Origin of the sequence: Mycobacterium riyadhense (genome assembly GCF_963853645.1) — a bacterium.
Taxonomy (GTDB): domain Bacteria; phylum Actinomycetota; class Actinomycetes; order Mycobacteriales; family Mycobacteriaceae; genus Mycobacterium; species Mycobacterium riyadhense.
In genome coordinates this window covers 4,601,877-4,627,239 of the sequence record NZ_OY970456.1, presented here as the reverse complement: position 1 = coordinate 4,627,239, position 25,363 = coordinate 4,601,877, and the positions used below count along the sequence as shown (strand labels likewise).

General features: G+C 66.0%; 25 protein-coding genes. 17 read left to right on the top strand and 8 right to left on the bottom strand.

What is annotated here, in order from left to right; translation table 11 throughout:
* Positions 1 to 27: 27 nt before the first annotated feature.
* The 3 genes from AADZ78_RS20335 to AADZ78_RS20325 are packed head-to-tail and all read left to right on the top strand — an operon-like array spanning position 28 to position 3,254.
* Positions 28 to 942 carry an alpha/beta fold hydrolase gene (locus AADZ78_RS20335; protein ID WP_085253136.1) on the top strand — a complete coding sequence of 305 codons (915 nt, stop codon included), beginning with the start codon at positions 28 to 30 and terminating at the stop codon, positions 940 to 942.
* Between the two features lie 29 nt (positions 943 to 971).
* On the top strand, positions 972 to 1,811 hold the full coding sequence (locus tag AADZ78_RS20330) for an esterase/lipase family protein (RefSeq protein WP_085253135.1): 840 nt from the start codon (positions 972 to 974) through the stop codon (positions 1,809 to 1,811).
* A 39-nt stretch (positions 1,812 to 1,850) separates the two neighbouring features.
* The gene (locus tag AADZ78_RS20325; RefSeq protein ID WP_085253134.1) at positions 1,851 to 3,254 is read left to right on the top strand and encodes an acyl-CoA synthetase; all 1,404 of its coding nucleotides are present in this window, start codon (positions 1,851 to 1,853) and stop codon (positions 3,252 to 3,254) included.
* A gap of 6 nt (positions 3,255 to 3,260) precedes the next feature.
* On the opposite strand, the gene AADZ78_RS20320 is transcribed toward AADZ78_RS20325, so the two are convergent.
* Positions 3,261 to 4,511 carry a PucR family transcriptional regulator gene (locus AADZ78_RS20320; RefSeq protein WP_085253133.1) on the bottom strand — a complete coding sequence of 417 codons (1,251 nt, stop codon included), beginning with the start codon at positions 4,509 to 4,511 and terminating at the stop codon, positions 3,261 to 3,263.
* A 536-nt stretch (positions 4,512 to 5,047) separates the two neighbouring features.
* Between AADZ78_RS20320 and AADZ78_RS20315 the strand changes: the two genes are divergently transcribed.
* From AADZ78_RS20315 to AADZ78_RS20305, 3 genes are all read left to right on the top strand, one after another.
* Positions 5,048 to 5,347, top strand: coding sequence for a PE family protein (locus AADZ78_RS20315; protein ID WP_085253132.1), 300 nt, complete (start codon positions 5,048 to 5,050; stop codon positions 5,345 to 5,347).
* 40 nt (positions 5,348 to 5,387) lie between these two features.
* The gene (locus AADZ78_RS20310; RefSeq protein WP_085253131.1) at positions 5,388 to 6,557 is read left to right on the top strand and encodes a PPE family protein; all 1,170 of its coding nucleotides are present in this window, start codon (positions 5,388 to 5,390) and stop codon (positions 6,555 to 6,557) included.
* Between the two features lie 142 nt (positions 6,558 to 6,699).
* On the top strand, positions 6,700 to 7,956 hold the full coding sequence (locus tag AADZ78_RS20305) for an MFS transporter (protein ID WP_085253130.1): 1,257 nt from the start codon (positions 6,700 to 6,702) through the stop codon (positions 7,954 to 7,956).
* Here AADZ78_RS20305 and dapD read toward each other — a convergent pair.
* Complete coding sequence (dapD, locus tag AADZ78_RS20300) at positions 7,953 to 8,906, bottom strand: 2,3,4,5-tetrahydropyridine-2,6-dicarboxylate N-succinyltransferase (RefSeq protein ID WP_139829060.1); 954 nt, start codon at positions 8,904 to 8,906, stop codon at positions 7,953 to 7,955. The two genes, AADZ78_RS20305 and dapD, sit on opposite strands and share 4 nt — an antisense overlap.
* A gap of 85 nt (positions 8,907 to 8,991) precedes the next feature.
* Here dapD and dapE point away from each other — a divergent pair, with 85 nt between their 5' ends.
* The 3 genes from dapE to AADZ78_RS20285 are packed head-to-tail and all read left to right on the top strand — an operon-like array spanning position 8,992 to position 10,733.
* Positions 8,992 to 10,056, top strand: coding sequence for a succinyl-diaminopimelate desuccinylase (dapE, locus tag AADZ78_RS20295; protein ID WP_085253129.1), 1,065 nt, complete (start codon positions 8,992 to 8,994; stop codon positions 10,054 to 10,056).
* A 34-nt stretch (positions 10,057 to 10,090) separates the two neighbouring features.
* Positions 10,091 to 10,336, top strand: coding sequence for a type II toxin-antitoxin system Phd/YefM family antitoxin (locus tag AADZ78_RS20290; protein ID WP_085253128.1), 246 nt, complete (start codon positions 10,091 to 10,093; stop codon positions 10,334 to 10,336).
* A gap of 1 nt (position 10,337) precedes the next feature.
* Positions 10,338 to 10,733: a type II toxin-antitoxin system VapC family toxin gene (locus tag AADZ78_RS20285; RefSeq protein WP_085253127.1), complete on the top strand. Its 396-nt coding sequence runs from the start codon at positions 10,338 to 10,340 to the stop codon at positions 10,731 to 10,733.
* Positions 10,734 to 10,742: 9 nt separating this feature from the next.
* Here AADZ78_RS20285 and AADZ78_RS20280 read toward each other — a convergent pair whose 3' ends face one another.
* Positions 10,743 to 12,872 (bottom strand): AAA family ATPase, encoded by a 2,130-nt coding sequence (locus AADZ78_RS20280; RefSeq protein ID WP_085253126.1) that lies wholly within the window; start codon positions 12,870 to 12,872, stop codon positions 10,743 to 10,745.
* 86 nt (positions 12,873 to 12,958) lie between these two features.
* Here AADZ78_RS20280 and AADZ78_RS20275 point away from each other — a divergent pair, with 86 nt between their 5' ends.
* The 7 genes from AADZ78_RS20275 to AADZ78_RS20245 all read left to right on the top strand — a co-directional run bounded on the left by AADZ78_RS20275 (position 12,959) and on the right by AADZ78_RS20245 (position 18,552).
* Entirely contained in the window at positions 12,959 to 13,522 is a 564-nt protein-coding gene (locus AADZ78_RS20275) for a TIGR00730 family Rossman fold protein (RefSeq protein ID WP_085253125.1), read from the top strand.
* A gap of 54 nt (positions 13,523 to 13,576) precedes the next feature.
* The gene (gene fadD6, locus AADZ78_RS20270) at positions 13,577 to 15,358 is read left to right on the top strand and encodes a long-chain-acyl-CoA synthetase FadD6 (RefSeq protein ID WP_085253155.1); all 1,782 of its coding nucleotides are present in this window, start codon (positions 13,577 to 13,579) and stop codon (positions 15,356 to 15,358) included.
* Between the two features lie 95 nt (positions 15,359 to 15,453).
* Positions 15,454 to 16,278, top strand: coding sequence for a dihydropteroate synthase (gene folP, locus AADZ78_RS20265; RefSeq protein ID WP_249044908.1), 825 nt, complete (start codon positions 15,454 to 15,456; stop codon positions 16,276 to 16,278).
* Positions 16,275 to 17,246, top strand: a complete 972-nt coding sequence (locus AADZ78_RS20260; RefSeq protein ID WP_085253124.1) for a glucosyl-3-phosphoglycerate synthase — start codon at positions 16,275 to 16,277, stop codon at positions 17,244 to 17,246. The genes folP and AADZ78_RS20260 overlap by 4 nt, the downstream gene beginning before the upstream one ends.
* 38 nt (positions 17,247 to 17,284) lie before the next feature.
* The gene (locus AADZ78_RS20255) at positions 17,285 to 17,629 is read left to right on the top strand and encodes a DivIVA domain-containing protein (protein ID WP_085253123.1); all 345 of its coding nucleotides are present in this window, start codon (positions 17,285 to 17,287) and stop codon (positions 17,627 to 17,629) included.
* Positions 17,626 to 18,216, top strand: coding sequence for a DNA-3-methyladenine glycosylase I (locus AADZ78_RS20250; protein ID WP_085253122.1), 591 nt, complete (start codon positions 17,626 to 17,628; stop codon positions 18,214 to 18,216). Before AADZ78_RS20255 ends, AADZ78_RS20250 begins: the two co-directional genes overlap by 4 nt.
* Before the next feature lie 168 nt (positions 18,217 to 18,384).
* A complete protein-coding gene (locus tag AADZ78_RS20245) occupies positions 18,385 to 18,552 on the top strand; it encodes a DUF3117 domain-containing protein (protein ID WP_003406247.1) in 168 nt (55 codons plus the stop codon).
* A 7-nt stretch (positions 18,553 to 18,559) separates the two neighbouring features.
* Here the strand turns inward: AADZ78_RS20245 and glgA are convergent, their stop codons facing one another.
* On the bottom strand, positions 18,560 to 19,723 hold the full coding sequence (gene glgA / locus AADZ78_RS20240; protein ID WP_085253121.1) for a glycogen synthase: 1,164 nt from the start codon (positions 19,721 to 19,723) through the stop codon (positions 18,560 to 18,562).
* Between the two features lie 345 nt (positions 19,724 to 20,068).
* Here glgA and glgC point away from each other — a divergent pair, with 345 nt between their 5' ends.
* Entirely contained in the window at positions 20,069 to 21,283 is a 1,215-nt protein-coding gene (gene glgC, locus AADZ78_RS20235; protein WP_085253154.1) for a glucose-1-phosphate adenylyltransferase, read from the top strand.
* Between the two features lie 106 nt (positions 21,284 to 21,389).
* Here the strand turns inward: glgC and AADZ78_RS20230 are convergent, their stop codons facing one another.
* From AADZ78_RS20230 to AADZ78_RS20215, 4 genes are read right to left on the bottom strand one after another with little or no spacing between them, the layout of a single operon-like run.
* Entirely contained in the window at positions 21,390 to 22,064 is a 675-nt protein-coding gene (locus tag AADZ78_RS20230) for a methyltransferase family protein (protein WP_085253120.1), read from the bottom strand.
* A gap of 8 nt (positions 22,065 to 22,072) precedes the next feature.
* Positions 22,073 to 23,719, bottom strand: coding sequence for an ABC transporter permease (locus AADZ78_RS20225; RefSeq protein ID WP_085253119.1), 1,647 nt, complete (start codon positions 23,717 to 23,719; stop codon positions 22,073 to 22,075).
* Positions 23,716 to 24,633 (bottom strand): ABC transporter ATP-binding protein, encoded by a 918-nt coding sequence (locus tag AADZ78_RS20220; protein ID WP_139829054.1) that lies wholly within the window; start codon positions 24,631 to 24,633, stop codon positions 23,716 to 23,718. The genes AADZ78_RS20225 and AADZ78_RS20220 overlap by 4 nt, the downstream gene beginning before the upstream one ends.
* A complete protein-coding gene (locus AADZ78_RS20215; protein WP_085253117.1) occupies positions 24,623 to 25,273 on the bottom strand; it encodes a TetR/AcrR family transcriptional regulator in 651 nt (216 codons plus the stop codon). Before AADZ78_RS20215 ends, AADZ78_RS20220 begins: the two co-directional genes overlap by 11 nt.
* Positions 25,274 to 25,363: the final 90 nt, after the last annotated feature.

Genomic DNA, 25,363 nt, shown 5'->3' with positions numbered 1-25,363 from the left:
AAGCCCCCACATGAAAAGCTGCTCGGCATGTCCGTAGCTATTGCCCGACCCAAGCTCGAAGGGAACATCGCCGTCGGCGAAGGCCGTCAGATCGGCTTCGCCGAGTTTGGCGCCCCGCAGGGTCGTGCAGTCTTCTGGCTGCACGGCACTCCCGGGGCGCGCCGACAGATTCCGACCGAGGCCCGGGTCTATGCCGAACACCACCACATCCGCCTGATCGGTGTCGACCGCCCCGGCATCGGCTCCTCGACGCCGTATCAGTACGAGACCATCTCCGCCTTCGCCGATGACCTGCGGACCATCGCGGACACCCTCGGGATCGACAACATGGCGGTCGTCGGCCTGTCCGGCGGCGGTCCATACACCCTCGCGTGCGCAGCGGGCCTGCCCGACCGGGTGGTGGCCGCCGGCGTGCTGGGCGGCGTGGCACCGACGTGCGGTCCCGATGCGATCAGTGGCGGCCTGATGACCGTTGGTTTGTGGGTCGCGCCGCTACTGAGAATGGGAGGGAGCCCGCTTCGGCTCGGCGCCAGCATGCTCATCCGGGCGGCCCGCCCCGTAGCGTCCCCCGCGCTGGACGTGTATGCCCTGCTCTCGCCTCAAGCCGACCGACATCTGCTGACCCGTCCCGAGCTCAAGGCCATGTTCCTCGACGACTTGCTCAACGGCAGCCGCAAGCAGCTGGCTGCCCCGTTCGCCGACGTCATCGCCTTTGCCCGCGACTGGGGCTTTCGACTCGACGAGGTGAAAGTTCCGGTCCGCTGGTGGCACGGCGACCACGACCACATCATTCCGTTCTCCCACGGTGAGCACGTCGTCTCCCGGTTGCCCGACGCCGAGCTTTACCACTTGCCCGGCGAGAGTCATCTCGCCGGGCTGGGCCGCGGCGAGGAGATACTGGCCACCCTGATGAAGATCTGGGACAGCGACGTGGGTAACTGATTTGTGACCACTGGCCGCCGCGATATGACATGCTGATGCGCGTGTCAGAGCTTGTTGATCGTCCAGCCGAACCCCCCACATGGTTTCTCTACCTGACCGACATACCGCGAGCGGGCATCGAGTACGGGCAATTGCTCGGCGTTCTCCCGCTGCAGCGGGTACTACCGGTTGGGGACGGGCATCCGGTCCTGGTGCTGCCCGGCCTGCTGGCTGGGGACGGTTCCACCTGGATATTGCGGCGGATACTGCGCCGCCTCGGGTATCGGGCATATGGCTGGGGCCTCGGTCGCAACATCGGCCCCACAGCCAAAGCGGTGGACGGGATGATCGAGCTCCTGGAGAAACTGCACACCCGATACGACGCTCCGGTCAGCCTTATCGGGTGGAGTCTCGGTGGCATCTTCGCGCGGAACCTGGCCCGCAATCATCCGTCGTCGGTGCGCCAGGTGATCACGCTCGGCAGCCCGTTCGGCATGCGAGACGGCAGCGAATCGCGTTCCACGTGGAGTTACAACCGCTACGCACACCTGCACGCCGAGCGGCACGAGTTGCCGCTGCAATCGGAAAGCGAAGCGCTGCCGGTGCCGACCACCGCAATCTACTCGCGTTGCGACGGCATGGTCGCCTGGCAGACGTGTATGAACCCGGCCGCGGAGCGTGCGGAGAATATCGCGGTGCGGAGCAGTCACATCGGCTACGGCCACAATCCGCCCGTGGTTTGGGCCATCGCAGACCGGCTGGCGCAGCCACAGGGCGTATGGGCGCCGTTCCGGGCGCCAGCGGTACTGCGGCCATTTTTCCCGCGGCCCGACGCGCCGCCACAGTGGTATGCGGCCGACGATATGCGGTTGCGACGCAACCCAGCCTGACGAGACAGATCGGGGAGGCTGGAGGGTAGCCTGCCTCACGTGCTGCTGGCTTCGCTGAACCCCTCGGTCGTCAACGCCAACGACATCGCCGACGCGGTGCGCATCGACGGCGCCGTGCTGAGCCGCAGCGACCTCGTCGGTGCGGCAACCTCGGTGGCCGAACGGGTCGGCGGCGCGCACCGGGTCGCGGTGCTGGCCACGCCGACGGCGTCGACGGTGCTGGCGATCACCGGCTGCCTGATTGCCGGTGTGCCCGTCGTCCCGGTACCTGCCGACGTCGGTGTGGCCGAACGCCGGCACATGCTGACCGATTCCGGCGCCCAGGCTTGGCTAGGGCCAGCGCCCGAGGAGCCGGAAGGGTTGCCGCACATCCCGGTGCGTTTGCACGCCCGTTCGTGGCACCGCTACCCCGAGCCGTCACCCGACGCCGTCGCAATGGTGGTTTACACCTCGGGCACCACCGGCCCGCCCAAGGGCGTGCAACTGACCCGGCGCGCGATCGCCGCCGACCTGGACTCCTTGGCCGAAGCCTGGCAGTGGACGGCCGACGACGTTTTGGTGCATGGTTTGCCGCTGTATCACATTCACGGGCTGGTGCTGGGCCTGCTCGGATCGCTGAGATTCGGAAATCGCCTGGTACACACCGGGAAACCGACGCCAGCCAACTACGCGCAAGCGCAAGGCACGCTGTATTTCGGGGTGCCGACGGTGTGGTCGCGGGTGGTGGCCGACCGTGCCGCTGCCGAGGCCCTCAGATCGGCGCGGCTACTGGTGTCGGGGAGTGCGGCGCTGCCTGTGCCGGTGTTCGACCGGCTAGAGCAGCTCGCCGGGCATCGTCCAATCGAGCGGTATGGCGCTACAGAGTCACTGATTACGCTGTCGACGCGCGCCGACGGCGAACGTCGGCCCGGCTGGGTGGGCCTGCCGCTGACCGGTGTACAGACCCGACTGGTCGACGACAACGGCGATCCGGTTCCGCATGACGGGGAAACCGTTGGGCGGCTTCAGGTGCGCGGCCGGACGCTGTTCGATGGGTACTTGAATCGTCCGGACGCTACCGCCGAGGCGTTCGACGCCGACGGCTGGTACCGCACCGGCGACGTCGCGGCCGTCGACGATGGCGGCATGCATCGCATCGTGGGACGCGAGTCGGTCGACCTGATCAAGTCGGGCGGATACCGCATCGGCGCAGGCGAAATCGAGACGGCGCTGCTCGGACATCCGGATGTGGCGGAGGCGGCCGTTGTCGGACTGCCCGACGAGGATTTGGGCCAGCGTATCGTCGCGTACGTCGTTGGGCCAGCTGGCCCTGATGAACTGATTCAGTATGTTGCCCAACAGCTTTCGGTGCACAAGCGGCCACGGGAGGTACGCATCGTGGATGCGCTGCCGCGCAACGCACTGGGCAAGGTCCTCAAGAAGCAATTGCTTGCGGAGGGCTAAGCGAAATTACGCGGGAACCTCGTTGCCGCGGACGGCATTGGCGTGGTTGCCGCGCCACTGGAGCGCTTCCAGGGCGACGGCGACGTGGACCGTGGTGTGGTCCAGGGGCCGGGGTAACAGGCGTTGTGCTGACTCAATCCTGCGCAACAATGTGTTGCGGTGGGTGAAAAGACGTTTCGCGGCGCGGGACGCGTTGCACTGTTCGTTGATGAAGGTCAGCAAGGCTTGCTGCATACCAGGACTGGCTGACTCGAACTCTCCGAGTGTGCTTGTGATGAATTCGTCTGCAGCTTGCGGATTTTGGGTGATCAACGAAACCAATTTAACGTCAGCGAAGAACGCGACCTGCTGGTGCGATTCGAGCCGGGCTAACGTGCGCTGAGTGGTGAGAGCATCTAGGTGGCTGCGCCGGAAGCCTTCGAGGCCGGGCGCGGTGGTCCCGATGGCGATACGCGCCTTGGGCAGGCGGACCAGCGTCTGCTGGACCTCGTCGGGGTCGATGCCCGCGGCATCGGCTAGCCACACCCAGCGGGTGGCGGCACTAGCCATCACGATCAACTGTTGTGCCGATCCGACCGCGTGGCTGAATGCGTCAGCGGCTTGGTCGAGGTAGCTGTGGTCGCCGTCGAGGTCGTCACTCCAGATCACGGCGGCGGTGTGGGTTTGGCCGAGACGGTAGCCCAATCGCGCTTCGGCGCGCTCGCCGCTGATGGGGGCTCCGTCAACAATGAGGCCGACGACTTCGAGGCGTTCCGCGTGGCTGCCGCGGGTCAGTTCGTCGTGTTCTAACTGTACGTGCGCGGCGATGCCCTCGCGCGTGGCCGCTAGGTACTCGTTGATCGATTGCGCGGAGACGTCCAGCATTTCGCGCAGTTCCTGCGGGTCGGAGGTGAGGTCGAACGCGATCTGCATCCAGCGTCGCCAGGCGATGTATTCTCCGACTCGATAAATGTCGAGCGCCAGCACGTCCAGCCCGCGGCGTACCAGATCCCGCGCCATGCTCAACGGCTCGGAGCCAAGGTTCGCCGGCACCGGGGCACCAGGGTCACGCATGTTGGCGGTAGCCCAGTGGACAAGGTGCGCACGATTGGCGCGCCGAACAACTTTCGCCAGAACCGGGTCGTTGGCGATGGCAGGGCTGATCGCCACGGTCGCGTGGTCAAGCTTGTCGAGCCACTCGTTGCTGGGGTTGAGCGAGATCCGTGCCCCCTCACGAATCAGTTCACGCACTCGTGGCGACGGGCGTTGCTTGGGCATGGGCAGGAGTGTAGGACCGGTGTGTGCAACTTGCACTCCGAACCAGGGCCCGTTGAGAAGATTTCACCTCTGGGCCCCCGCGGCGCAACCGAGATGGAGTGCGCTACCCACTAGATCGCTTGGCCACCAACAATTCTGATCACTCCGATGCAAATGCTGGACGCCGGGGCGGCCGGGCTCCCATCGTGCGTCTGGTCAGCGCGCCTAGGCAAAGTGAATAAAAAGTAAACAAAAGAAGTATTTTGGGTTTCGGCGCCGACAGGTTGTTCATAGTCCGCGTGTGCATTGTGCACCTGCGGTTGGGGCTGGTTGGGAAGATTCGACCGTTGGCCGCGCGGGTGGATGCAATTTGCACCCTGTGCCCGCCTTCTTAGGGTGGATTTAACCTTTTGCAACCGTTGTGCAATCGCAATCATTGAGACCAGTTCGACACCACCAATTTGGGCGGTGCTCAGCAGGCAAGCGATCAGATCGCTTGCCTACCAATAAGTCTTGATCCCCGGCGATTGCTCGGATTCTTCTGAGGAGGAAAGCGCATGTCTTTCATGACGGCACAACCAGAGACGCTGGCGGCGGCCGCCGGCGTCCTGCAGACTATCGGGACGACGACCGCGGCCAGCAGCACGGCTGCGGCTGCCCCGACAACGGGGATCCTTCCTCCGGCGGCCGACGAGGTGTCGACGCTGCTTGCGGTGCAATTCGGTACGCACGCGGCGATGTTTCAAGCGGTGAGCGCCAAGGCCGCGGTGATCCATGAGCAGTTTGTGGCCACCCTGGCTACCAGTGCCAGTTCGTACGCGGCCACCGAGGTTGCCAACGCTGTGGCGACTGGCTAAGTGGCTTGACGGCATCCGAGTAGAAGGAAATCAGACACAGATGGATTTCGGAGCGTTACCCCCGGAGATCAACTCCGCGAAGATGTATGCCGGTCCGGGTTCGGGCTCGATACTGGTGGCCGCGGAGACCTGGGACGGTGTGGCCGTTGATCTCTACCAGGCCGCGTCCTCGTTTCAGTCGGTGGTCTGGGGTTTAGCAGCGGGGTCTTGGCTGGGTGCGTCGTCGGGTTTGATGGCCGCGGCTGCCTCGCCGTACGTGGCGTGGATGAGTGTGACGGCTGCCCAGGCCGAGCTGACCGCCAACCAGGCCAGGATTGCCGCGGCGGCCTATGAGGCGGCGTTTGGGCTGACGGTCCCGCCGCCGGTGATCGCCGAGAACCGCATCGAATTGATGATGCTGATCGCGACCAACCTGTTGGGGCAAAACACGCCGGCGATCGCGGCCAACGAGGCCGAGTACGGCGAGTTTTGGGCCCAAGACGCGGCCGCGATGTATGGGTATGCGGCCTCTGCGGCGGTGGCCGCCGAGACGTTGACGCCGTTCGAGGACGCGCCGGAGATCGTCAACAGCGGTGGGTTGGTCGAGCAGGCTGCCGCGGTCGAGGAGGCGACCGACACCGCAGCGGCCAACCAGTTGATGTCGAATGTTCCCCAGGCGTTGCAACAGCTTGCCGAGCCCACCCAGTCCGCGTCGCCGTCCAGCAAGATCGGCGGGATCTGGAAATCCATCTCGCCGCACTTGTCGCCGATCAGCAACATGGTGTCGATGGTCAACAACCACGTTTCGATGCTCAACTCGGGTATTTCGATGACCAACACGACGAGCTCGATGCTGAAGGGGCTGGCTCCGGCGGCGGCCAAGGCTGTAGAAGGTGCGGTCGAAAGCGGGGCTAAGGCCATGGGGTCGCTGGGCAGCGGGCTGGGCTCCTCGGGCCTGGGCAACGGCGTGGCGGCCGGCTTGGGTCGCGCCGCTTCGGTCGGCGGCCTCTCGGTTCCGCAAGCCTGGGCCGCGGCAAACCAGGCGGTCGTCCCGGCGGCCCGAGCGTTGCCACTGACGAGCCTGGCCAGCGCCGCCGAAAGTGCGCCCGGACACATGATGGGCGGGCTGCCCCTCGGGCAGGCGTCCGGTAGGGCTGGCGGCGGGGTCTCCGATGCGCTGCGACTCCCGCCGCGCGCGTTCGTGATGCCGACCATCCCGGCCGCCGGATAGCACCTACGGAACTATCAGGCCAACACGCACAGGATGTTGGCAGTATCTTCGCGGGATGAAGCCACAGCAGGGCCGGATATCGTTTCTTGGCGTGACGGTTGGCGGGACGATTAGCATTAGCCCCAGCCCAGCGGTCACATCGATGAAACGGGTAGCGGTCGCTTGCCTTGTCGGATCGGCCATCGAGTTCTACGACTTCCTCATCTACGGCACTGCGGCCGCGCTGGTGTTTCCCACTGTGTTCTTCCCGCACCTCAGTCCGGCGGTGGCCACGGTGGCATCGATGGGAACATTTGCCGCGGCATTTGTATCCCGGCCGCTCGGCGCGGGCGTCTTCGGGTACTTCGGGGACCGCCTGGGCCGCAAAAGGACGCTGGTCGCCACGCTGTTGGTAATGGCGTTGTCCACCGTGACCGTCGGACTGGTTCCCAGTGCGGCGACGATTGGCGGGGCAGCCCCACTCATCCTGACCGTGCTGCGGCTACTGCAAGGATTTGCCCTCGGTGGCCAATGGGCCGGATCTGCGCTATTGAGCACCGAATCGGCACCCGCTGCCAAACGCGGCTTGTTTGGCATGTTCACCCTCGTCGGTGGTGGCATCGCGCTGGTACTGGGCAGTCTGGCCTTCCTGTGCGTGAACTACACCGTCGGCGAAAGCAGCCCAGCATTTTTGCAGTGGGGCTGGCGCATACCGTTTTTGATCAGTGCGGTGCTGATCGGCATCGCCCTGTATGTGCGACTCAACATCAACGAGACGCCGGTGTTCGCGAGTGAAAAAATCACGCCGAAAGTGCCCGTCGTCGAAGTGCTGCGCCGGCAGCGCCGTGAACTGATCCTGGCCGCGGGCAGCGCGATGACATGTTTCGGCTTCGTCTACCTGGCGAGCACCTATCTCGCCAGTTACGCCCACGCCCACCTGGGGTATTCGCGCGGTCTCATCTTGTTCGACGGTGTGCTGGGTGGGTTGACGTGCATTGTGTTCGGTGCGCTCGCGGCCGCTCTCAGTGATCAAGTTGGCCGGCGACGCATCGTGTTGATCGCCTGGGCGGTGGCGCTGCCTTGGTCGCTTGTGGTCATGCCACTCATCGATTCCGGCAACCCGACGCTGTTCGCCGTGGCGATCGTCGGCATGTATGCCATCGCGTCATTTGGTTACGGACCTGCGCCGGCGTTTCTGCCCGAACTATTCGCGACTCGGTGGCGCTACACGGGCACGGCGCTCTCGGTCAATCTCGCCGGGATCATTGGCGGCGCGGTTCCGCCCCTGATCGCCGGACCGCTACGGGTGGCCTATGGCAGCGGGGCGATCGGCCTGATGCTGGTCGCCTTGGTGTTGAGCAGCCTGCTGTGCGCCTACCTACTGCCCGAGACCGCCGGAACAGCGCTTGCCAGCAGTTAGTTGGTGTGCAGGTCCTCGTTGAGCTGGATCCCCTGGCCGTCGCGGGCCACCACCTCGACCGCGCCTGTCACGGAGTTGCGCCGGAACAGCAGATTGCTGCTGCCGGAGAGCTCACGCGCCTTGACCGAGGTGCCGTCGGGCGTGGTGACCTTGGTGCCGGCGGTGACGTACAGCCCGGCCTCGACCACGCAGTCGTCGCCCAGCGAGATGCCCAAGCCGGAATTGGCGCCGAGCAGACAGCGCTTGCCGATCGAAATGACTTGCGTGCCACCGCCAGACAGCGTGCCCATGATCGATGCCCCGCCGCCGATGTCAGAGCCGTCGCCCACCACCACGCCCGCCGAGATGCGGCCCTCCACCATCGACGCGCCCAGGGTGCCGGCGTTGTAATTGACGAAGCCCTCATGCATCACGGTGGTGCCCGGCGCCAGGTGGGCGCCCAGCCGCACTCGGTCGGCGTCGGCGATGCGCACGCCGGAAGGCATGACGTAGTCGACCATTCGGGGGAACTTGTCGACGCCGTACACCGTCACCGGTCCGTGGCGGCGTAACCGCGCCCGCACCGCTTCGAAGCTGTCGATTGCGCAGGGGCCCCGGTTGGTCCACACCACATTGGTCAATACCCCGAACAAGCCACCGGCGTTCAGCCCGTGCGGCGCCACCAGGCGGTGCGACAGCAGATGCAACCGCAGGTAGGCGTCATAGGCGTCGGCGGCGACATCGTCCAGCGAGCCGATGACCGTGCGAACCGCAACGGTCTCGGTGCTGCGGTCGTCGTCGCGGCCGACCAGGGCGGCCAGCTCCGGCGGCACGTCGGACAATGCCAGTCGTGTGGTAGCGCTGGTGGCCGATTCGGTCAGTTCCGGTGCGGGGAACCAGGTGTCGAGGACCGATCCGTCCGAGGCGAGGGTCGCCAGGCCAATTCCTACAGCTCCAGTCACGGCGGTCAGGTTACTTTCCCCGCCGAGCAGACACAAAAGTCCCTATTTTCGGGCCGAAGTGGGGGCTTTTGCGTCTGCTCGGCATACTTGGTGCGTGCTGGACTTGCGTGGGGATCCCGTTGCGTTGACCGCGGCGCTGGTCGACATCCCCAGCGAGTCGCGGAGCGAGGCGCGCATTGCCGACGAGGTCGAGACAGCGCTGCGCACGCAGACTTCCGGCTTCGAGCTCATTCGTAATGGCAACGCCGTGTTGGCACGCACCTCGCTGCACCGGCCTTCGCGGGTGCTGCTGGCCGGGCATCTGGACACCGTGCCGGTGGCCGACAACCTGCCCAGCAGGATCGAAAATGGCGAATTGCATGGCTGCGGCACCGCGGACATGAAATCGGGTGACGCGGTTTTCCTTCATCTGGCGGCCACCGTGGCCGAACCGGTGCACGACCTGACTTTGGTTTTCTACGACTGCGAGGAAATCGATTCGGCGGCAAACGGTTTGGGCCGTATCCAGCGGGAGCTGCCGGACTGGCTGGCCGCCGACGTGGCCATTCTGGGCGAGCCCACCGCCGGCTGGATCGAGGCCGGCTGCCAGGGCACGCTGCGGGTCGTCATCAGCGCCACCGGCACCCGCGCACATTCGGCTCGTTCTTGGCTGGGCGACAACGCAATTCACAAGCTGGGCGCGGTGCTGGATCGGCTGGCAGGGTATCGGGCACGCAGCGTCGACATCGATGGTTGCACCTACCGCGAGGGCTTGTCGGCGGTCCGTGTTGACGGCGGTGTCGCCGGCAACGTGATTCCCGACGCGGCTTCGGTCACGGTCAACTACCGTTTTGCCCCCGACCGGTCTGCGGAAGCGGCACTGCAACACATCCACGACGTGTTCGACGGGCTCGACGTAGCGATCGAGCAGACCGACTCCGCGGCCGGTGCGCTGCCCGGGCTGTCCCAGCCCGCCGCCAAGGCCCTGGTCGAGGCCGCCGGTGGGCAGGTCCGGGCCAAATACGGCTGGACCGATGTGTCTCGGTTTGCGGCGCTGGGCGTACCGGCGGTCAACTACGGTCCCGGGGATCCCAACCTGGCACACCGGCGCGACGAGCGGGTGCCGGTCGGCCAGATCACCACCGCGGTGGACATGCTGCGCCGGTACCTGAGTGTGTAGCTCACTGTAGCGCTTCTTGCTACAATCGGCCCACATGCGAACCATCGCCCAGCGCGAACTGCGCAATGACAACGCCAAGGTCATCGAAGCGGTAACGGCGGGTGAGACTTTCGTCGTCACCCGCAACGGTGAACCGGTGGCCGAGCTTCGTCCGATACGAGCCGGTCGTCGCTCCTTCATCTCCCGCGCTGAGGTCGCGGCGCTAGCGGCGGCCGCGGTGCGTATCGATCATCGCCGGTTCCGTGCAGACCTGGACCGGTTGATCGACCAAGGACTCTGAGGTGGCATCCGGTCTCGTCGACACCTCGGTCGTCGTCGACTGGCACGACCCGGCGGTGATCGCCGCGCTGCCCGACGAGATGGCCGTATCCGCAATCACCATGGCCGAATTGGCGGTTGGTCCACAACTCGCCTCGAGCCCGGTGGAAGCCGCGAAGAGACAGGCTCGCCTGCAGGAAGTGGAATCGGTTCTCGAGCCGATCGCGTTCGACGCAGCGGCCGCACGCAGTTACGGACTCGTCGCCGCCGCGGTTGTCCGCGAAGGACGCAAGCCGCGGAGCCGGTTTGCCGACCTACTGATCGCCGCGACGGCACACGCCAGTCGCCTTGATCTCTACACCCGAAACGGCGACGACTTCACCGGTCTGGAAGGCCTCGTCCGGGTCGTCCCCATCTGACGGTGCCGGCTATGTGTTCCCGCATCGCCGCGCCTGGGCGACAGCATCGGCGGCCGCGGCGGCCATCCCGATCGCGGCCAGCTCGTCGGCCACCGCCGCCAGCGCCCCGGCATCGCCGTCGGCCAGCGCCCGGGCGTGGCGGACGACGATATTGCCTACGGTGCAGTCGATTTCGGCGGCCAGCCGAGTCGCCGGGTCCACCGCGCGGACGTCGCCCAGCCGGATGGCGTCATGCCAGGAGCGCAGCGCCACCGCCGACTGTCTGGCCCGCTCGGCGGTGCGGGCCGCCTCCCTGGCCGCGGTGACGGCGCCCGTCTTGTCCCGGGCGGTCGCCCTGGTCCAGGCCCGCGCTAGCCCGAGCTCGGGCGCGAACAACGCCGACTTGGTTCCGTGTCGAGTTTCCGCGCGCCGCAACGCTTTTGCCGACTCGGGTATATCTCCCTGCTGGGCCAACGCGGTAGCCAGCAGCATCAGCGACAGCGGTCCCCACGAGTAGCCGGTGCGTTCCAGGGTGGCCGCCGCCGGCTCGAGCAGCGCCGCCGCTTGGCCGAATTCGCCGTTGGCGATCAGCACATGCGCCAGCAGCACCTCGCCGATCGCGCGGCCCGGCTGCTGCAGTTCGGCGAAGTCGGTGAACTGCTGGGCGAGTTGCCGGGCCGCGTCCAGCCGACCCGCCATCAATAGCGCGGTGGTCTGGCCCAGCCCGATCGTGAAGCGCAGCACCCCAGGATGCTCGGCGTTCAGCGCGCGCTGCGCCAGCGGCTCGACGTCGCCGAAACGCCCCTGCCGGGCCGCACACAATGCGCCGGCGCTGGCCGCCCACGCCACCGCCTGGTCATCGGCCGACGGCGACGCCAGCACCTCGCGAGCCATTTCGACGGCGTGCCCGAGATTGCCCGCGTTCATCGCGAAGGTGGCGCTCAGCGCGTCGAGGGTGACGCGCTGGCTGGCATCCGTGATCCGACTGCGCGTGGTCCGCAGAAACGCGGTGGCCCGCTCGGGTTCGCTGAGCATGAAGAACTGATTGGCGGCCCGCAGCTGCGTCCAGGCCATCAGCTCGGGTTCGGACAACGCGGTGGAGTCGACCGCGGCCAGCACCGCGTCGGCCTCGCGGCCGCGACCCTCGAAGCCCAGGGCGTGCGCCAGATGCAGCCGCGCCGCCAGGTCGCCGGAGCGCTCCAGCGCCCAGCGGGCCAGTCGTTCGCCGAGCGCGAGGTCACCCAGCCGCAGCGCCTGCCGCGCGGCCTCGATGACCTCGCTGACCGGCTGCGGCGCGTCGCTGTCCAGTGCCAGCGACGCCAGCCGCAGCCGGTCGCTGAGGTGGTCGCGCGGATGCTGGGAGAGCAGCGTGACCAACTCGGTGCGCCGCCGTCGCGCACCATCGTCGCCAAGCGCGACGCGTGCTCGTTCGGCGAACAGCGGGTGCGCCGTGTACACGACCGGATCGTCGTCGGCGCGCACCCGGGTTTCGGCGGCGCCCCACTCTTGCGCCTGCTCCACCGCGCCGTCGCCGGCGAGGACCGCGAGATCGGCGAGCGCCAGTGGCTCCTGGACGGCGAGATAGTCGAGCACCGACCGTGCCGCGCCCGGCAACTCGGCGATGAATTCGTCGACCTGCGCTGGGGCGGTCGCCCCGCCGGGCGGTTCGATGTCGATCCGGTCCAGCAAGCCGTCGGTCCACAGCGCGGCGATGGCCTCGGGTGCGGGCCCAGAATCCGGGCCACGTGCCGTCACGATCATCCGGGCGGTGCCGGCCAGTGCCAGCTGATACACCAGGGTGGCCGACAGGATGTCGAGGTGATGCGCGTCGTCGACGACGAGCAACAAGTTGCCATCACCGCCCAGCGATGCCCGGGCCGCCCGCAACAGCGCAGCGGGTTTACCAATATCGGCGATATCCACCAGATGGCCGAAGGCCCCGAATGGGACCACGCGTTCGGCTGGTGTCCCGATCACCCAGCGGGTGAGCGTGGCTGGGTGCTCGCGGACGTACCCTTCGGCGGCCAATCGGGCCAACGTGGATTTGCCGCCTCCGTCGGGTCCAAGTACCGCCGCGCCGGGGTGTGCGGTGTCACTCAGCGCGACATCCAGCTGCGCTAGGGCGGCAGCGTGCTGAGGGACGTTCCATCGCATCGGCACCGCCGAATTTTATTGCGCTCGCTGCGCTTGGCGGTGATGGCCCCAAATCTGCACGGCGTCAGCGCCGGTGGTCTACCTTTCGGTGTATGCCCGCGAAAAGCGATATGCCCGGTGCGTGGACGGTGGCTGTGTACTGCGCGGCCGGGCCTACCCACCCAGAGCTGTTGGAACTCGCCGCCACACTCGGAGAGTCGCTAGCCGAGCGGGGTTGGACCCTGGTGTGGGGCGGCGGTCACGTTTCGGCCATGGGGGCCGTCGCCTCTGCGGCGCGGGCTCGGGGCGGCTGGACGGTCGGTGTGATTCCCAAGTTGCTGGTGCACCGGGAACTAGCTGACGACGACGCCGACGAGCTGATCATCACCGACACCATGTGGGAGCGTAAGCAGGTCATGGAGGATCGCGCCGACGCCTTCATTGCGTTGCCAGGTGGCGTCGGCACCCTGGACGAGTTGTTGAACGCGTGGACCGAGGGATACCTCGGGGTGCACGACAAACCGATCGTGATGCTAGATCCCTGGGGCCACTACGACGGCCTGCGAGCATGGATGTACGGGTTGGTCGACACTGGGTATATCTCACAGATGGCCGTGGACCGCCTGGTGGTGGTCGATAAGGTCTGTGAGGCGCTGAATGCCTGCGAACCGGTGTGAGCGGGCCCGGTCCGAGCGCCGAACTTGACCTCTGTCGAACGAATCGAGGGATTGGTGTCCGATCACGACGGTGGTTCGCGCGCCACGGTCAAGTTCACCGATATCGCGTTGCGATTGCCGGGCTTGCTGGCCGACACGCCCTCGATCCTGCGCGGGGTGCTGACCGGGCTGCTGAACACGCCGACAACCAAAGTCTCGATCGGCACCGTCTTCCAGGATCGTGCCGCTCGCTACGGTGACCGGGTCTTTCTGAAGTTCGGCGACCAGCGGTTGACCTATCGCGACGCCAATGCGACCGCCAACCGGTATGCCGCGGTGTTGGCGGCCCGTGGTGTCGGCCCCGGCGACGTCGTCGGGATCATGCTGCGTAACTCGCCCAATGCGGTGCTGGCAATGCTGGCCGCGATCAAGTGCGGCGCCATCGCCGGAATGCTCAATTACCACCAGCGCGGCGAGGTCCTGGCGCACAGCCTGGGGCTGCTTAACGCGAAGGTGCTGCTTGCCGAGGCCGACCTGGTCAGCGCCGTGAGCGATAGCGGCGGCTCGGCTGCTGAGGTGCTGACCATCGAGGACCTGGAGCGATTCGCCGCGACCGCACCCGCCACCAACCGGGCGTCCGCGTCAGCGGTACGGGCTAAAGACGCCGCGTTCTATATCTTCACCTCGGGCACCACCGGATTCCCCAAAGCCAGCGTGATGAGTCATCAGCGCTGGTTGCGGGTGCTAGCGATCTTCGGCGGAATGGGGCTGCGGCTGAAGTCTTCCGACACGCTCTACAGCTGCCTGCCGCTGTACCACAACAACGCGCTGACGGTCGCGGTGTCGTCGGTGATCAACTCCGGGGCGACGCTGGCGCTGGGGAAGTCGTTTTCGGCGTCGCGATTCTGGGACGAGGTGATTGCAAGCCGGGCTACCGCCTTCATCTACATCGGCGAAATCTGCCGGTATCTGCTCAACCAACCACCCAAGCCAACCGACCGCGCGCACCAGGTGAGGGTGATCTGCGGCAACGGGCTGCGGCCGGAGATCTGGGAGGAGTTCACGCAGCGTTTCGGCATTGCGCGAGTCTGCGAGTTCTACGCCTCTAGCGAAGGCACTTCGGCGTTCATCAATATCTTCAACCTGCCGCGGACCACGGGGATATCGCCGATACCGCTGGCCTATGTGGAATACGACCCGGATACCGGTGAACCGCTGCGGGACGACGACGGACGGGTGCGTCGGGTGCCCTCCGGTGAACCCGGCCTGTTGCTCACCCCGGTCAACAGATTCCAGCCATTCGACGGCTACACCGACCCGGCGGCCAGCGAAAAGAAGTTGGTGCGCAACGCTTTCCGTGAAGGCGACTGCTGGCTCAACACCGGCGACGTGATGAGCCCGCAAGGCATGGGACATGCCGCGTTCGTCGATCGGCTTGGCGACACCTTCCGCTGGAAGGGCGAGAATGTGGCCACCACACAGGTCGAAGCCGCGTTGGCAGCGGACGCTGCCATCGAGGAGTGCACGGTCTACGGCGTCGAGATCCCACGTACCGGTGGCCGAGCCGGGATGGCCGCAGTGAAACTTCGCGATGGTGCGGAATTCGATGGCAAATCCTTGGCCCGCAAGGTCTACGGCCAGCTGCCGGCCTACGCGCTTCCGCTCTTTCTGCGGGTGGTGGAGTCCTTGGAACACACCACGACGTTCAAGAGTCGCAAGGTAGAGCTGCGTCGCCAAGCCTATGGCAGTGATGTGGCGGATCCGCTGTACGTGCTGGCCGGCCGCGACGAGGGTTATGTGCCGTACTACGCCGAATACCTCGAGGAAGTTTCGGCCGGTAAGCGACCGCAGGGCTGAAGGCCCTGGCCGCAGGCTTGATGCGCCCAGGCACTATGGAAGGCGTGCAGTCAACCTTCTGCGGCCGCCCAGTCGCCGCGGACCGCCCGCTGATCATGGCGATCGTGAACCGCACCCCGGATTCGTTCTTCGACAAGGGCGCGACCTTCAACGATGCGGCCGCAAGAGACTCCGCCCACCGGGCCATCGCCGAGGGGGCTGATGTCGTTGACGTCGGCGGCGTCAAGGCGGGACCCGGCGACCACGTCGATGCCGACACCGAGGTTGCCCGGCTGGTGCCGTTCATTGAGTGGCTTCGCGGCGCCTACCCGAACCAGCTGATCAGCGTCGACACTTGGCGCTCGGAGGTGGCCAAGAAGGCCTGCGCAGCGGGTGCGGACCTGATCAACGACACCTGGGGCGGTGTCGACCCGGGCATCGCGGAGGTGGCCGCCGAGTTCGGTGCGGGCCTGGTGTGTACGCACACCGGTGGCGCGCAGCCCCGCACCCGCCCCTTCCGGGTGAGTTACGGTACGACTACCCGCCACGTGGTGGACGACGTGATCCGCCAGGTCACCGGCGCAGCCGAGCGGGCGGTCGCGGTCGGAGTAGCTCGCGACCGGGTGCTGATCGACCCGGCGCATGATTTCGGCAAGAACACCTTCCACGGGCTGCTGCTGTTGCGGCACGTGGACGATCTTGTTAAGACCGGGTGGCCTGTGCTTCTGGCGTTGAGCAATAAGGACGTAGTCGGGGAGACTCTGGGCGTGGACGTGACCGAACGGCTTGAGGGGACGCTGGCAGCCACCGCGCTGGCCGCGGCCGCGGGCGCGCGGATGTTCCGCGTGCACCAGGTCACGGCTACTCGGCGGGTGCTGGAGATGGTTGCCTCGATCGTGGGGACGCGCCCACCGACGCGCACGGTGAGGGGGCTCGCATGACGACGTCGGACCTGGTTGACGGGGTCCTGGCCGCGTTGCCGGGGGACACCTGGTTGTCCAATCGCAGCTTTAGCCGTCCCCGCTGGACCATCGGCGAATTGGTGGCGGCCAAGGCCGGGCGGACGATCTCGGTGGTACTGCCGGCCCTCAACGAGGAAGACACCATCGAATCGGTGATCGACAGCATCTCACCGCTGGTTGATGGCCTGGTCGACGAGCTGATCGTGCTGGACTCAGGCTCCACCGACGACACCGAGATCCGTGCCATTGCCGCCGGCGCCCGTGTCGTCAGCCGTGAACAGGCGTTGCCGGAGGTTCCGACGCGGCCCGGCAAGGGGGAGGCGTTGTGGCGCTCACTGGCGGCCACCAGCGGCGACATCGTGGTTTTCGTCGATTCCGACCTGATCAATCCGCACCCGATGTTCGTGCCGTGGCTGGTCGGCCCGCTGCTCACCGGCGAGGGCGTGCACCTGGTCAAGAGCTTCTACCGGCGGCCACTAACTGTCAGCGATGCCGGCGGCGGCGCCGGTGCCACGGGCGGCGGGCGGGTCACCGAGCTGGTGGCGCGGCCGCTGCTGGCGGCGCTGCGGCCGGAGCTTGGTTGCGTGCTGCAGCCGCTGAGCGGCGAGTACGCGGCGAGTCGGGAGCTGCTGATATCGGTGCCGTTCGCCCCGGGCTACGGCGTGGAGATCGGGCTGCTGGTCGACACCTTCGATCGGATGGGCCTGGACGCGATCGCCCAGGTCAATCTGGGCGTGCGAGCGCACCGCAACCGGCCCCTGGCCGAGCTGGGCGTAATGAGCCGTCAGGTCATTGCGACGCTGTTCTCCCGGTGCGGTATCCCCGACTCTGGGGTCGGTTTGACTCAGTTCTTCCCGGTCGGCTCGGATTTCGAAGGCTACACCCAGCACACCAGGCCGGTGTCGCTGGTGGACCGACCGCCCATGAACTTGTTGCGACCACGCTGAACCCCGACCTGTCGGTGCCGTAGGGCAAGATCGACGACGTGGCTTTGGTGTTGCTATACCTCGTGGTACTGGTCTTGGTGGCGATCGTGTTGTTCGGGGCGGCCAGCCTGCTCTTTGGCCGTGGCGAGCAGTTGCCGCCCTTGCCGCGAGCGACGACGGCGACGGTGCTGCCCGCCTTCGGTGTCACCGGCGCCGACGTCGATGCGGTCAAGTTCACTCAGGTGTTGCGTGGCTACAAGACCAGCGAGGTCGACTGGGTGCTGGATCGGCTCGGCCGTGAGCTCGAGGCGCTGCGCGGAGAGTTGGCGGCTATCCAGGCGGCCCAGGCCGGGCCCGCCGAAACCGATGCCAAAGACATTGATGACCGTCAGGATGCAAAGTGATCGATGACGGCCTGGTGCGCTGCGGCTGGGCCCAAGGCCGTCCAGGGCCCGACTTCGAGCTGTACCGCGACTATCACGACCACGAGTGGGGCTGTCCGGTGCGGGGCGGGGCGGCGCTGTTCGAGAGGATGAGCCTGGAGGCCTTCCAGAGCGGCTTGTCATGGCTGATCATCCTGCGCAAGCGGGAGAACTTCCGGCGAGCGTTCTCTGGCTTCGACATCGAGAAGGTCGCTCGCTATAACGACGCCGATGTGCAACGGCTGCTGGCCGACGAGGGAATTGTCCGCAACCGAGCCAAGATCGAGGCGACGATCGCCAATGCGCGTGCCGCCGCTGACCTGGGATCGCCGCAAGACCTATCCGAGCTACTGTGGTCGTTCGCGCCGTCGCCTCGGCCGCGGTTCGCCAGCTTGGCTGAAATCCCTTCGACCAGTGTGGAAGCGAAGGCCATGGCGCGTGAATTGAAGCGACGCGGGTTCCGCTTCGTTGGGCCTACGACCGCCTACGCGCTGATGCAAGCGACGGGAATGGTCGACGATCACATCCGTGATTGCTGGGTGCCGGCACCGGCCCCGTTGAGGCCCTGAAATGGGCACAGAACCGGGTCTCGTGCACCTCGTTACCCGAATAGGGAACAATAGGGGGGTGATTTGGCAGTTCAATGTCGGGTATGACTGGAAATCCACTGGCGGGGCATGCTCGGCGCCGGCCAGGTCTGCGACCGCGGGCCAGCTCGAATCTGGAGGGAGCACTCGATGGCGGCGATGAAGCCCCGGACCGGAGACGGTCCTTTGGAAGCGACGAAGGAGGGGCGCGGCATCGTGATGCGGGTACCACTTGAGGGTGGGGGTCGCCTGGTGGTCGAGTTGACGCCCGACGAAGCTGCCGCGCTGGGTGACGAGCTCAAGGGTGTGACTAGCTAGGTCTGCGTTACGCGCACACCTTCCGATAGATGTCCAGCGTCTGCTCGGCGACGCGTGCCCAGGAGAACTCTTGGATACAGCGCTGGCGTCCTGCATGGCCGAGGCGCTCCGCTTTTGCAGGGTCGGCGACCAGGGCATTGATCGCATCGGCCAGCCGGGCTTGGTAACCAGTCGGGTCGGCTGGGTCGTAGTGCACCAGCGAACCGGTGATCCCGTCGGCGACCACTTCAGGTATCCCGCCGACGTCTGACGCCACCACCGCGGTTGCGCACGCCATCGCCTCCAGGTTAACGATGCCCAACGGCTCGTATATCGAAGGGCACACGAAAACTGTTGCCGCCGAGACAATTTCACGCAGCTTCCCGATGGGAAGGATTTCTTTGATCCAGTAGACGCCGGTGCGACTACGGGCCAGTCCGGCTACCGCGGACCGGACTTCAGCGGCGATCTCCGGAGTGTCGGGGGCGCCGGCGCACATCACCAACTGCACGTCCGGACTGAATCGGTGTGCGGCCGCCACCAGGTGCTGGACGCCCTTCTGGCGGGTGATCCGCCCGACGAACGCCACCATGGGCCGGTTCGGATCGACCCCAAGCTCGGCGAGTACCGACCCGGTGCGCACGGGCCCGGCCGGATACCACACCTCAGGGTCAATCCCGTTGTGGATCACGTGCACCACGCTCGGATCCAGCGTGGGGTATACCCGCACGATGTCGTCGCGCATGCCGGAGCTGACGGCAATGATCGCGTCGGCGGCCAGCACCGCGGTGCGCTCCACCCACGTCGACAGCCGGTAACCGCCGCCGAGTTGCTCGGCTTTCCACGGCCGCATCGGTTCAAGCGAATGCGCGGTCAGAACGTGTGGGATGTCATGAAGCAGCGCGGCCAGGTGTCCGGCGAGGCCGGTGTACCAGGTGTGTGAATGAACGACGGTGGCCGCGCCGGCCGCATTGGCCATCAGCAGGTCCGACGACAGGGTGGACAGGGCTGCATTGGCGCTCCGCAGCCGGGGGTCGGGTTGATAGGCGGCGGCGCCCGGGCGGGGTGCGCCCATGCAGTGCACGTCGACCGCGCACAGACGGCGCAGTTGCGACACCAGTTCGGTGACGTGTACCCCGGCTCCGCCATAGACCTCGGGCGGGTACTCCCGAGTCAACATTGCCACCCGCATGAGGGCACGGTAGTTCGGCGACGATGCGGCCCGCGGGGCGGGCCGTTGAGGAGTCGGACGATTGGGTTGCGCGGCGACGATGCGGCGCGCGGGGCGGGGCGTTGAGGAGTCGGACGATTGGGCTGGGCGGCGACGATGCGGCGCGCGGGGCGGGGCGTTGAGGAGTCGGACGATTGGGTTGGGCGGCGACGATGCGGCCCGCGGGGCGGGCCGGTGAGGAGTCGCTAACTGGATCCGAAGTGGGCCAAATACCTTGACGGACAGCCCGTCAGAACAATGCAGACGATGGCCCAAACCGGGGTTCCCCCCTGGCAGCGGCTCGCAGTGGCCGATAGGTTTGAGGCCATGAGGGAAGTGCCACACGTGCTGGGCATCGTTTTGGCCGGCGGTGAGGGCAAGCGGCTTTATCCGTTGACTGCGGACCGGGCCAAACCCGCGGTTCCCTTTGGCGGCGCCTATCGGCTCATTGATTTCGTGCTCTCCAATCTCGTCAATGCCCGGTATCTGAGGATCTGCGTTCTCACTCAATACAAGTCGCATTCGCTGGACCGCCATATTTCGCAGAACTGGCGGTTGTCGGGTTTGGCCGGTGAGTACATCACCCCGGTGCCGGCACAGCAACGCCTTGGCCCGCGCTGGTACACCGGCTCCGCCGACGCGATCTATCAATCGCTCAATTTGATCTACGACGAAGATCCTGACTACATAGTGGTTTTCGGCGCCGATCACGTATATCGGATGGACCCCGAGCAGATGGTGCGGTTCCACATCGACAGCGGGGCTGGTGCGACGGTGGCCGGGATCCGAGTCCCGCGTAGCGATGCGAGCGCTTTCGGTTGCATCGACGCCGACGAATCGGGCCGTATTCGACGTTTCGTAGAGAAGCCCCTGGAGCCCCCCGGAACCCCCGACGACCCCGACACCACATTCGTGTCGATGGGCAACTACATCTTCACCACCAAGGTGTTGATCGATGCGATTCGCGCAGACGCCGATGACGACCACTCCGATCACGACATGGGCGGCGACATCATCCCGGGTCTGGTGGCCGACGGGATGGCCGCGGTCTACGACTTCAACGACAACGAGGTGCCCGGGGCCACCGACCGCGACCGGGCCTATTGGCGTGACGTTGGGACGCTGGACGCGTTTTACGACGCGCATATGGACCTGGTGTCGGTGCACCCGGTGTTCAACCTGTACAACAAGCGGTGGCCGATCCGCGGCGAGTCCGAGAATCTGGCGCCGGCGAAGTTCGTCAATGGCGGCTCCGCTCAGGAGTCGGTGGTTGGTGCCGGCAGCATCATTTCGGCGGCCTCGGTGCGCAACTCGGTACTGTCGTCCAATGTGGTGGTCGACGACGGCGCGATTGTGGAGGGCAGTGTGATCATGCCGGGTGCTCGGGTCGGCCGCGGCGCCGTGGTGCGCCACGCGATCCTGGACAAGAACGTTGTCGTCGGGCCCGGCGAGATGGTCGGAGTTGATCTGGAGAAGGACCGGGAACGCTTCGCGATCAGTGCCGGAGGTGTGGTCGCGGTGGGCAAGGGCGTCTGGATTTAATGGCCCGGTCCTGCCGCGAGCAGACGCAAAATCGCCCATTTCCGCAGGGAAATGGGCGATTTTGCGTCTGCTCGCGCTGCTTACGGTGCTCGCGGTGAAGCGGGCCCTACCACACGTATGGCACCAACCGATAGCGCACCCGCTGCCGGTATTCGCGGTATCCGACCAGTTCTTCGGTAAGTAGCTTCTCCTCGTCGAGGATGCGGAACACCAGCACCAGTACGCCGGGGACCAGGATTAGCAGTGCCCAGTAGGAGCCCAGTGCTAACGGTATGCCCGTCATCAAGACCACGTTCCCCAAGTACATCGGGTGCCGCACAAGCTTGTACAGACCGTCGGTGGCCAGCTTCTGGCCCGCCTCCACCGTGACCGTGGCGGCGGCATAGCTGTTCTGGATGACCACCAGCATGGCGACGCCAAGGCCGGTCGCCACCAAGACGTCGCCGATCACGCACACCGGCGTCGGCACTGACGACCAACCAAAGCGACGGTCGAAAGCGCTCACCACCATCATTGCGAAGAACCCCAGAAACGCGCCGATGATGATGAGCTTCTGAACGGTTCGGCCTTCCGCGAATGGCCCGCTACGCATCCGCCGCTGTAGTGCCGCCGGATCAGTCCGAGCCAAATAGAGGCTGGGGGCAATCGTGGCGACGACGAACACGGCAAGGAAAACCCATGCCTGCCAATAGTTGAACGTGCCGGCCGGCCAGAATAGGACAGCGCCGAATACGACAAGTCCACACACGGTCCATATCAACGTCTTGAATCCAATTTTCATGACATCTCCTAGCAGCGCAGATCACGCCGTCGAAAAGCGATGGCTCCCATCACAATTAGCACTACGTCAATGGCCAGCAGCCATAACAGCGGAATCGCGGTGAAGTCGCCACCACCGACCCGCGGCGTGTGCGCGAACGGTTCCAGGTTGAGCAACCACTGCGGGAATCCCGACAACGAACCAAGCAGGTACAACGCGATGAAGGAGACAAGCACGCCCCACGCCACCGGCGCGAACCGCGGTACAACTCCGAACAACCCGACGGTCACCGCGGCCAGCAGCCAGACGGCGGGTAGCTGTACCGCCGCCGCTCCCACCACGGTGGGCAACCTGCCGCCGACGTCGCCCGCCGCCGCGCCGTAGGCGAGTCCGGCCGTTACTCCCGAGACGAGGATTGCCGCCGCCGATCCGGCCAGGGCCATCACCAAATGACTTGACAGCCAACGAGTCCGGGAAACGGCCCCGGCCAGCAGGGTCTCGGCGCGTAGCCCGGTTTCCTCCTGGTGGAGTCGCAAGGTCAGCGAGACTGCGAATGCCGCGGCCACCATGCCAATCATGGTGAAGGCCAACGCAACGAAGGCTTGCTCCAGCGCGCTGCTGCCGCCCATCCGGGTTACGATGTCACGCACCGCGGTGCTGTCACCCAGCTGGTTGTCGATGCCGTGCACCACGCTGCCCATCACCAGGCCGTACAGGCACAGGCCGACGGTCCACAGCAGCAGGGCGCCGCGGTCAAGCCGCCATGCGAGCCCGAAGGCCTCGCTCAGCGTGGGTGCGGCGGTGCCGGCACCGGCGCGTTCGGCGATGAGCCCGGCGCCGACATCGCGGCCGGCTCGCAATCGGTAGGCCAGCACGGTGAGCACGGCTGTCATCGCCAGGTGCAGCAGCAGTACCCACCAGCGATCGCCGGCGTATGGTCTGACCTGCAGTGACCACCCCAGCGGGGAAAACCAGGACAGTGTGCCGGAGCCGGCATCGCCGATGGCGCGCAGTGTGAACGCGGTGCCCAGCACAGCGAACGCGACGCCGCGGGTAACGCGCGCGCTGGGCGACAGCTGCGCCGCAACGGCGGCGACGGCCGCGAACACCAGACCGGAGGCGGCCAGCGCCGCGCCGAACGCAAGCGATCCGGCCGGAGCCACGTTGGTAGTCAGCAGCCCGGCCGCACCGATTGCGCCGGTGGCGACCGAGGCCCCAAACGACAGCAACAGCGCTGCGGTGAGGTTGGCATACCGTCCGACGACCGTGGAGTCGATCAGCTCGGCACGACCGGTCTCCTCGTCGGCGCGAGTATGCCGGATTACGGTGAGAATGACTGCTACCGCGATGAGTAGGTGGAACATCCCGGCCTTCCAGATTCCAACCGCCCCAAGGCTGTCGTTGTAGACCTGCCCGTACAGCGCACGCTGGGCCGGGCTGGCCATGATGGCGGCCGCGGCTCCCGCGCGGGCGGCCTGGTCGGGGTAAACCGTTTCGATGCTTTTGATGTAGACGGTGGCCAACGGCACCGACAGCAACATCACCCACAGCGGCAACGCAACCCGGTCGCGGCGCACGTAGAGCCGCAGCAGCCCGAGCGTGCCTACGAAGTGCGAACCACGTTGCGGCGCAGGGTGTTGCGCGGGGCCTGGGCGATCCAGGATTGCGGTGCTCATATTGCCGGCACCTCCTTTTGGCCGTTGGTGCTGTAGTGGCGCAGGAACAGCTCTTCAAGGGTGGGAGGCTGGCTGACCAGGCTGCGCACACCGGCGTGACCGAGCACCCGGATGAGCTCGCCGAGACTTTCGCTGTCGACCTGAGCACGTAGCGTGTTGCCGTCAACGGTGATGTCCTCGACCCCCTTGATCCGAGTGAGATCTCCTGGGTCACCGATCATTTCGGCCTTGATCGACGTGCGGCTCAGATGCCGCATGGATTCCAGAGATCCGCTTTCGACGGTCCTGCCGGCTTGGATGATGGTCACCCGTTCGCACAGCGCCTCCGTCTCAGCCAGGATGTGGCTGGACAGCAGGACGGTGACACCGCGGTCGCGTGCTTCCGCGACGCATAGCTGAAACACGTTCTCCATCAATGGGTCTAATCCGCTGCTTGGCTCATCCAACAGCAGCAGCCTGGCTCGTGAGGAGAACGCGGAAACCAAGGACACCTTTTGGCGGTTGCCTTTCGAGTAGGCTCGCACCTTTTTGCGCGGATCGAGCTCGAAGCGCTCGATGAGCTCGCCTCGGCGTGTCTCGTCAATGCCGCCCCGCATGCGGGCCAGCAGATCGATGGTTTCGCCGCCGGTCAGTGAGGGCCACAGGGTGACATCGCCTGGGACGTAGGCGATCTGACGGTGCAGCTCTACGGCGTCGGTCCACGGGTCGCCGCCCAGTAGTCGCGCGATTCCGCTGTCAGCCTTGACCACGCCCAACAGCACGCGGATGGTTGTCGACTTGCCGGCACCGTTGGGGCCCAGGAAGCCATGTACCTCACCTTCGCGCACTGTCAAGTCGAGGCCGTCGAGTGCCCGGACCGCGCCGAAGTTCTTCGTCAGACCGCGGATGTCGATGGGTGTGTTGTCAACTGACACGTGATTCTCCTTGATTCTCGACGGAACCATCTGTTGCAAGGAAGGCGTCGTACATAGTGCGGTCCGCCATCAAGCCTTCGGTATAGACCTCGAGGGCGGGCAGCATCATGTCGCGGGAGTAATCGCGCAACACGGCCTTCAGATCGGTTGGGGTGTCATGCATTTGCAGGTACAGCAGAAAGCCCCCTCCGCCGGTGATCGCCAGATACCGGGCCCTGGCGTGCGGGTCCCGGCTGGGCTTGATGGTGCCGGCCCGCACGCCTTCGTCCATGTACTCTTCGGCGTTATCAATCATCTTGTGCCACAACATCTTCGCCAGATCGCCGCCGGATTGCATGCTGCGAACCAGGTAGGTCATCATCGGGGCGTAGGACTCGATCTCGGCCATGGCCGCGAACCAGGTGGCCGGATCGTTGGATCGCAGGGTCTCGGCCTTGGTGCTGCGGATCTCTTCGGCGATGTAGTCGTCACAAGCTTTGCGCAGGCCGTCCTTGGAGCCGAAGTGGTGGATGACCAACGCGGCGCTCACCCCCGCGGCTTCGGCGATCGTGCGGAGCCCGACACCGAAGCCGTGCTGTCCGAACTGCTCAATGGCCGCGTCGCGGATTCGGGCAGCGGCGGTCAGATCGGCTGAACGCATGTTCAGAACACTAAACGTACGTTCAGCCCGTCGTCAAGGAGGTGCTCCGTAAGGAAGTCGTAAAGATTTGGCTGATTAGCTTCGGGGCCG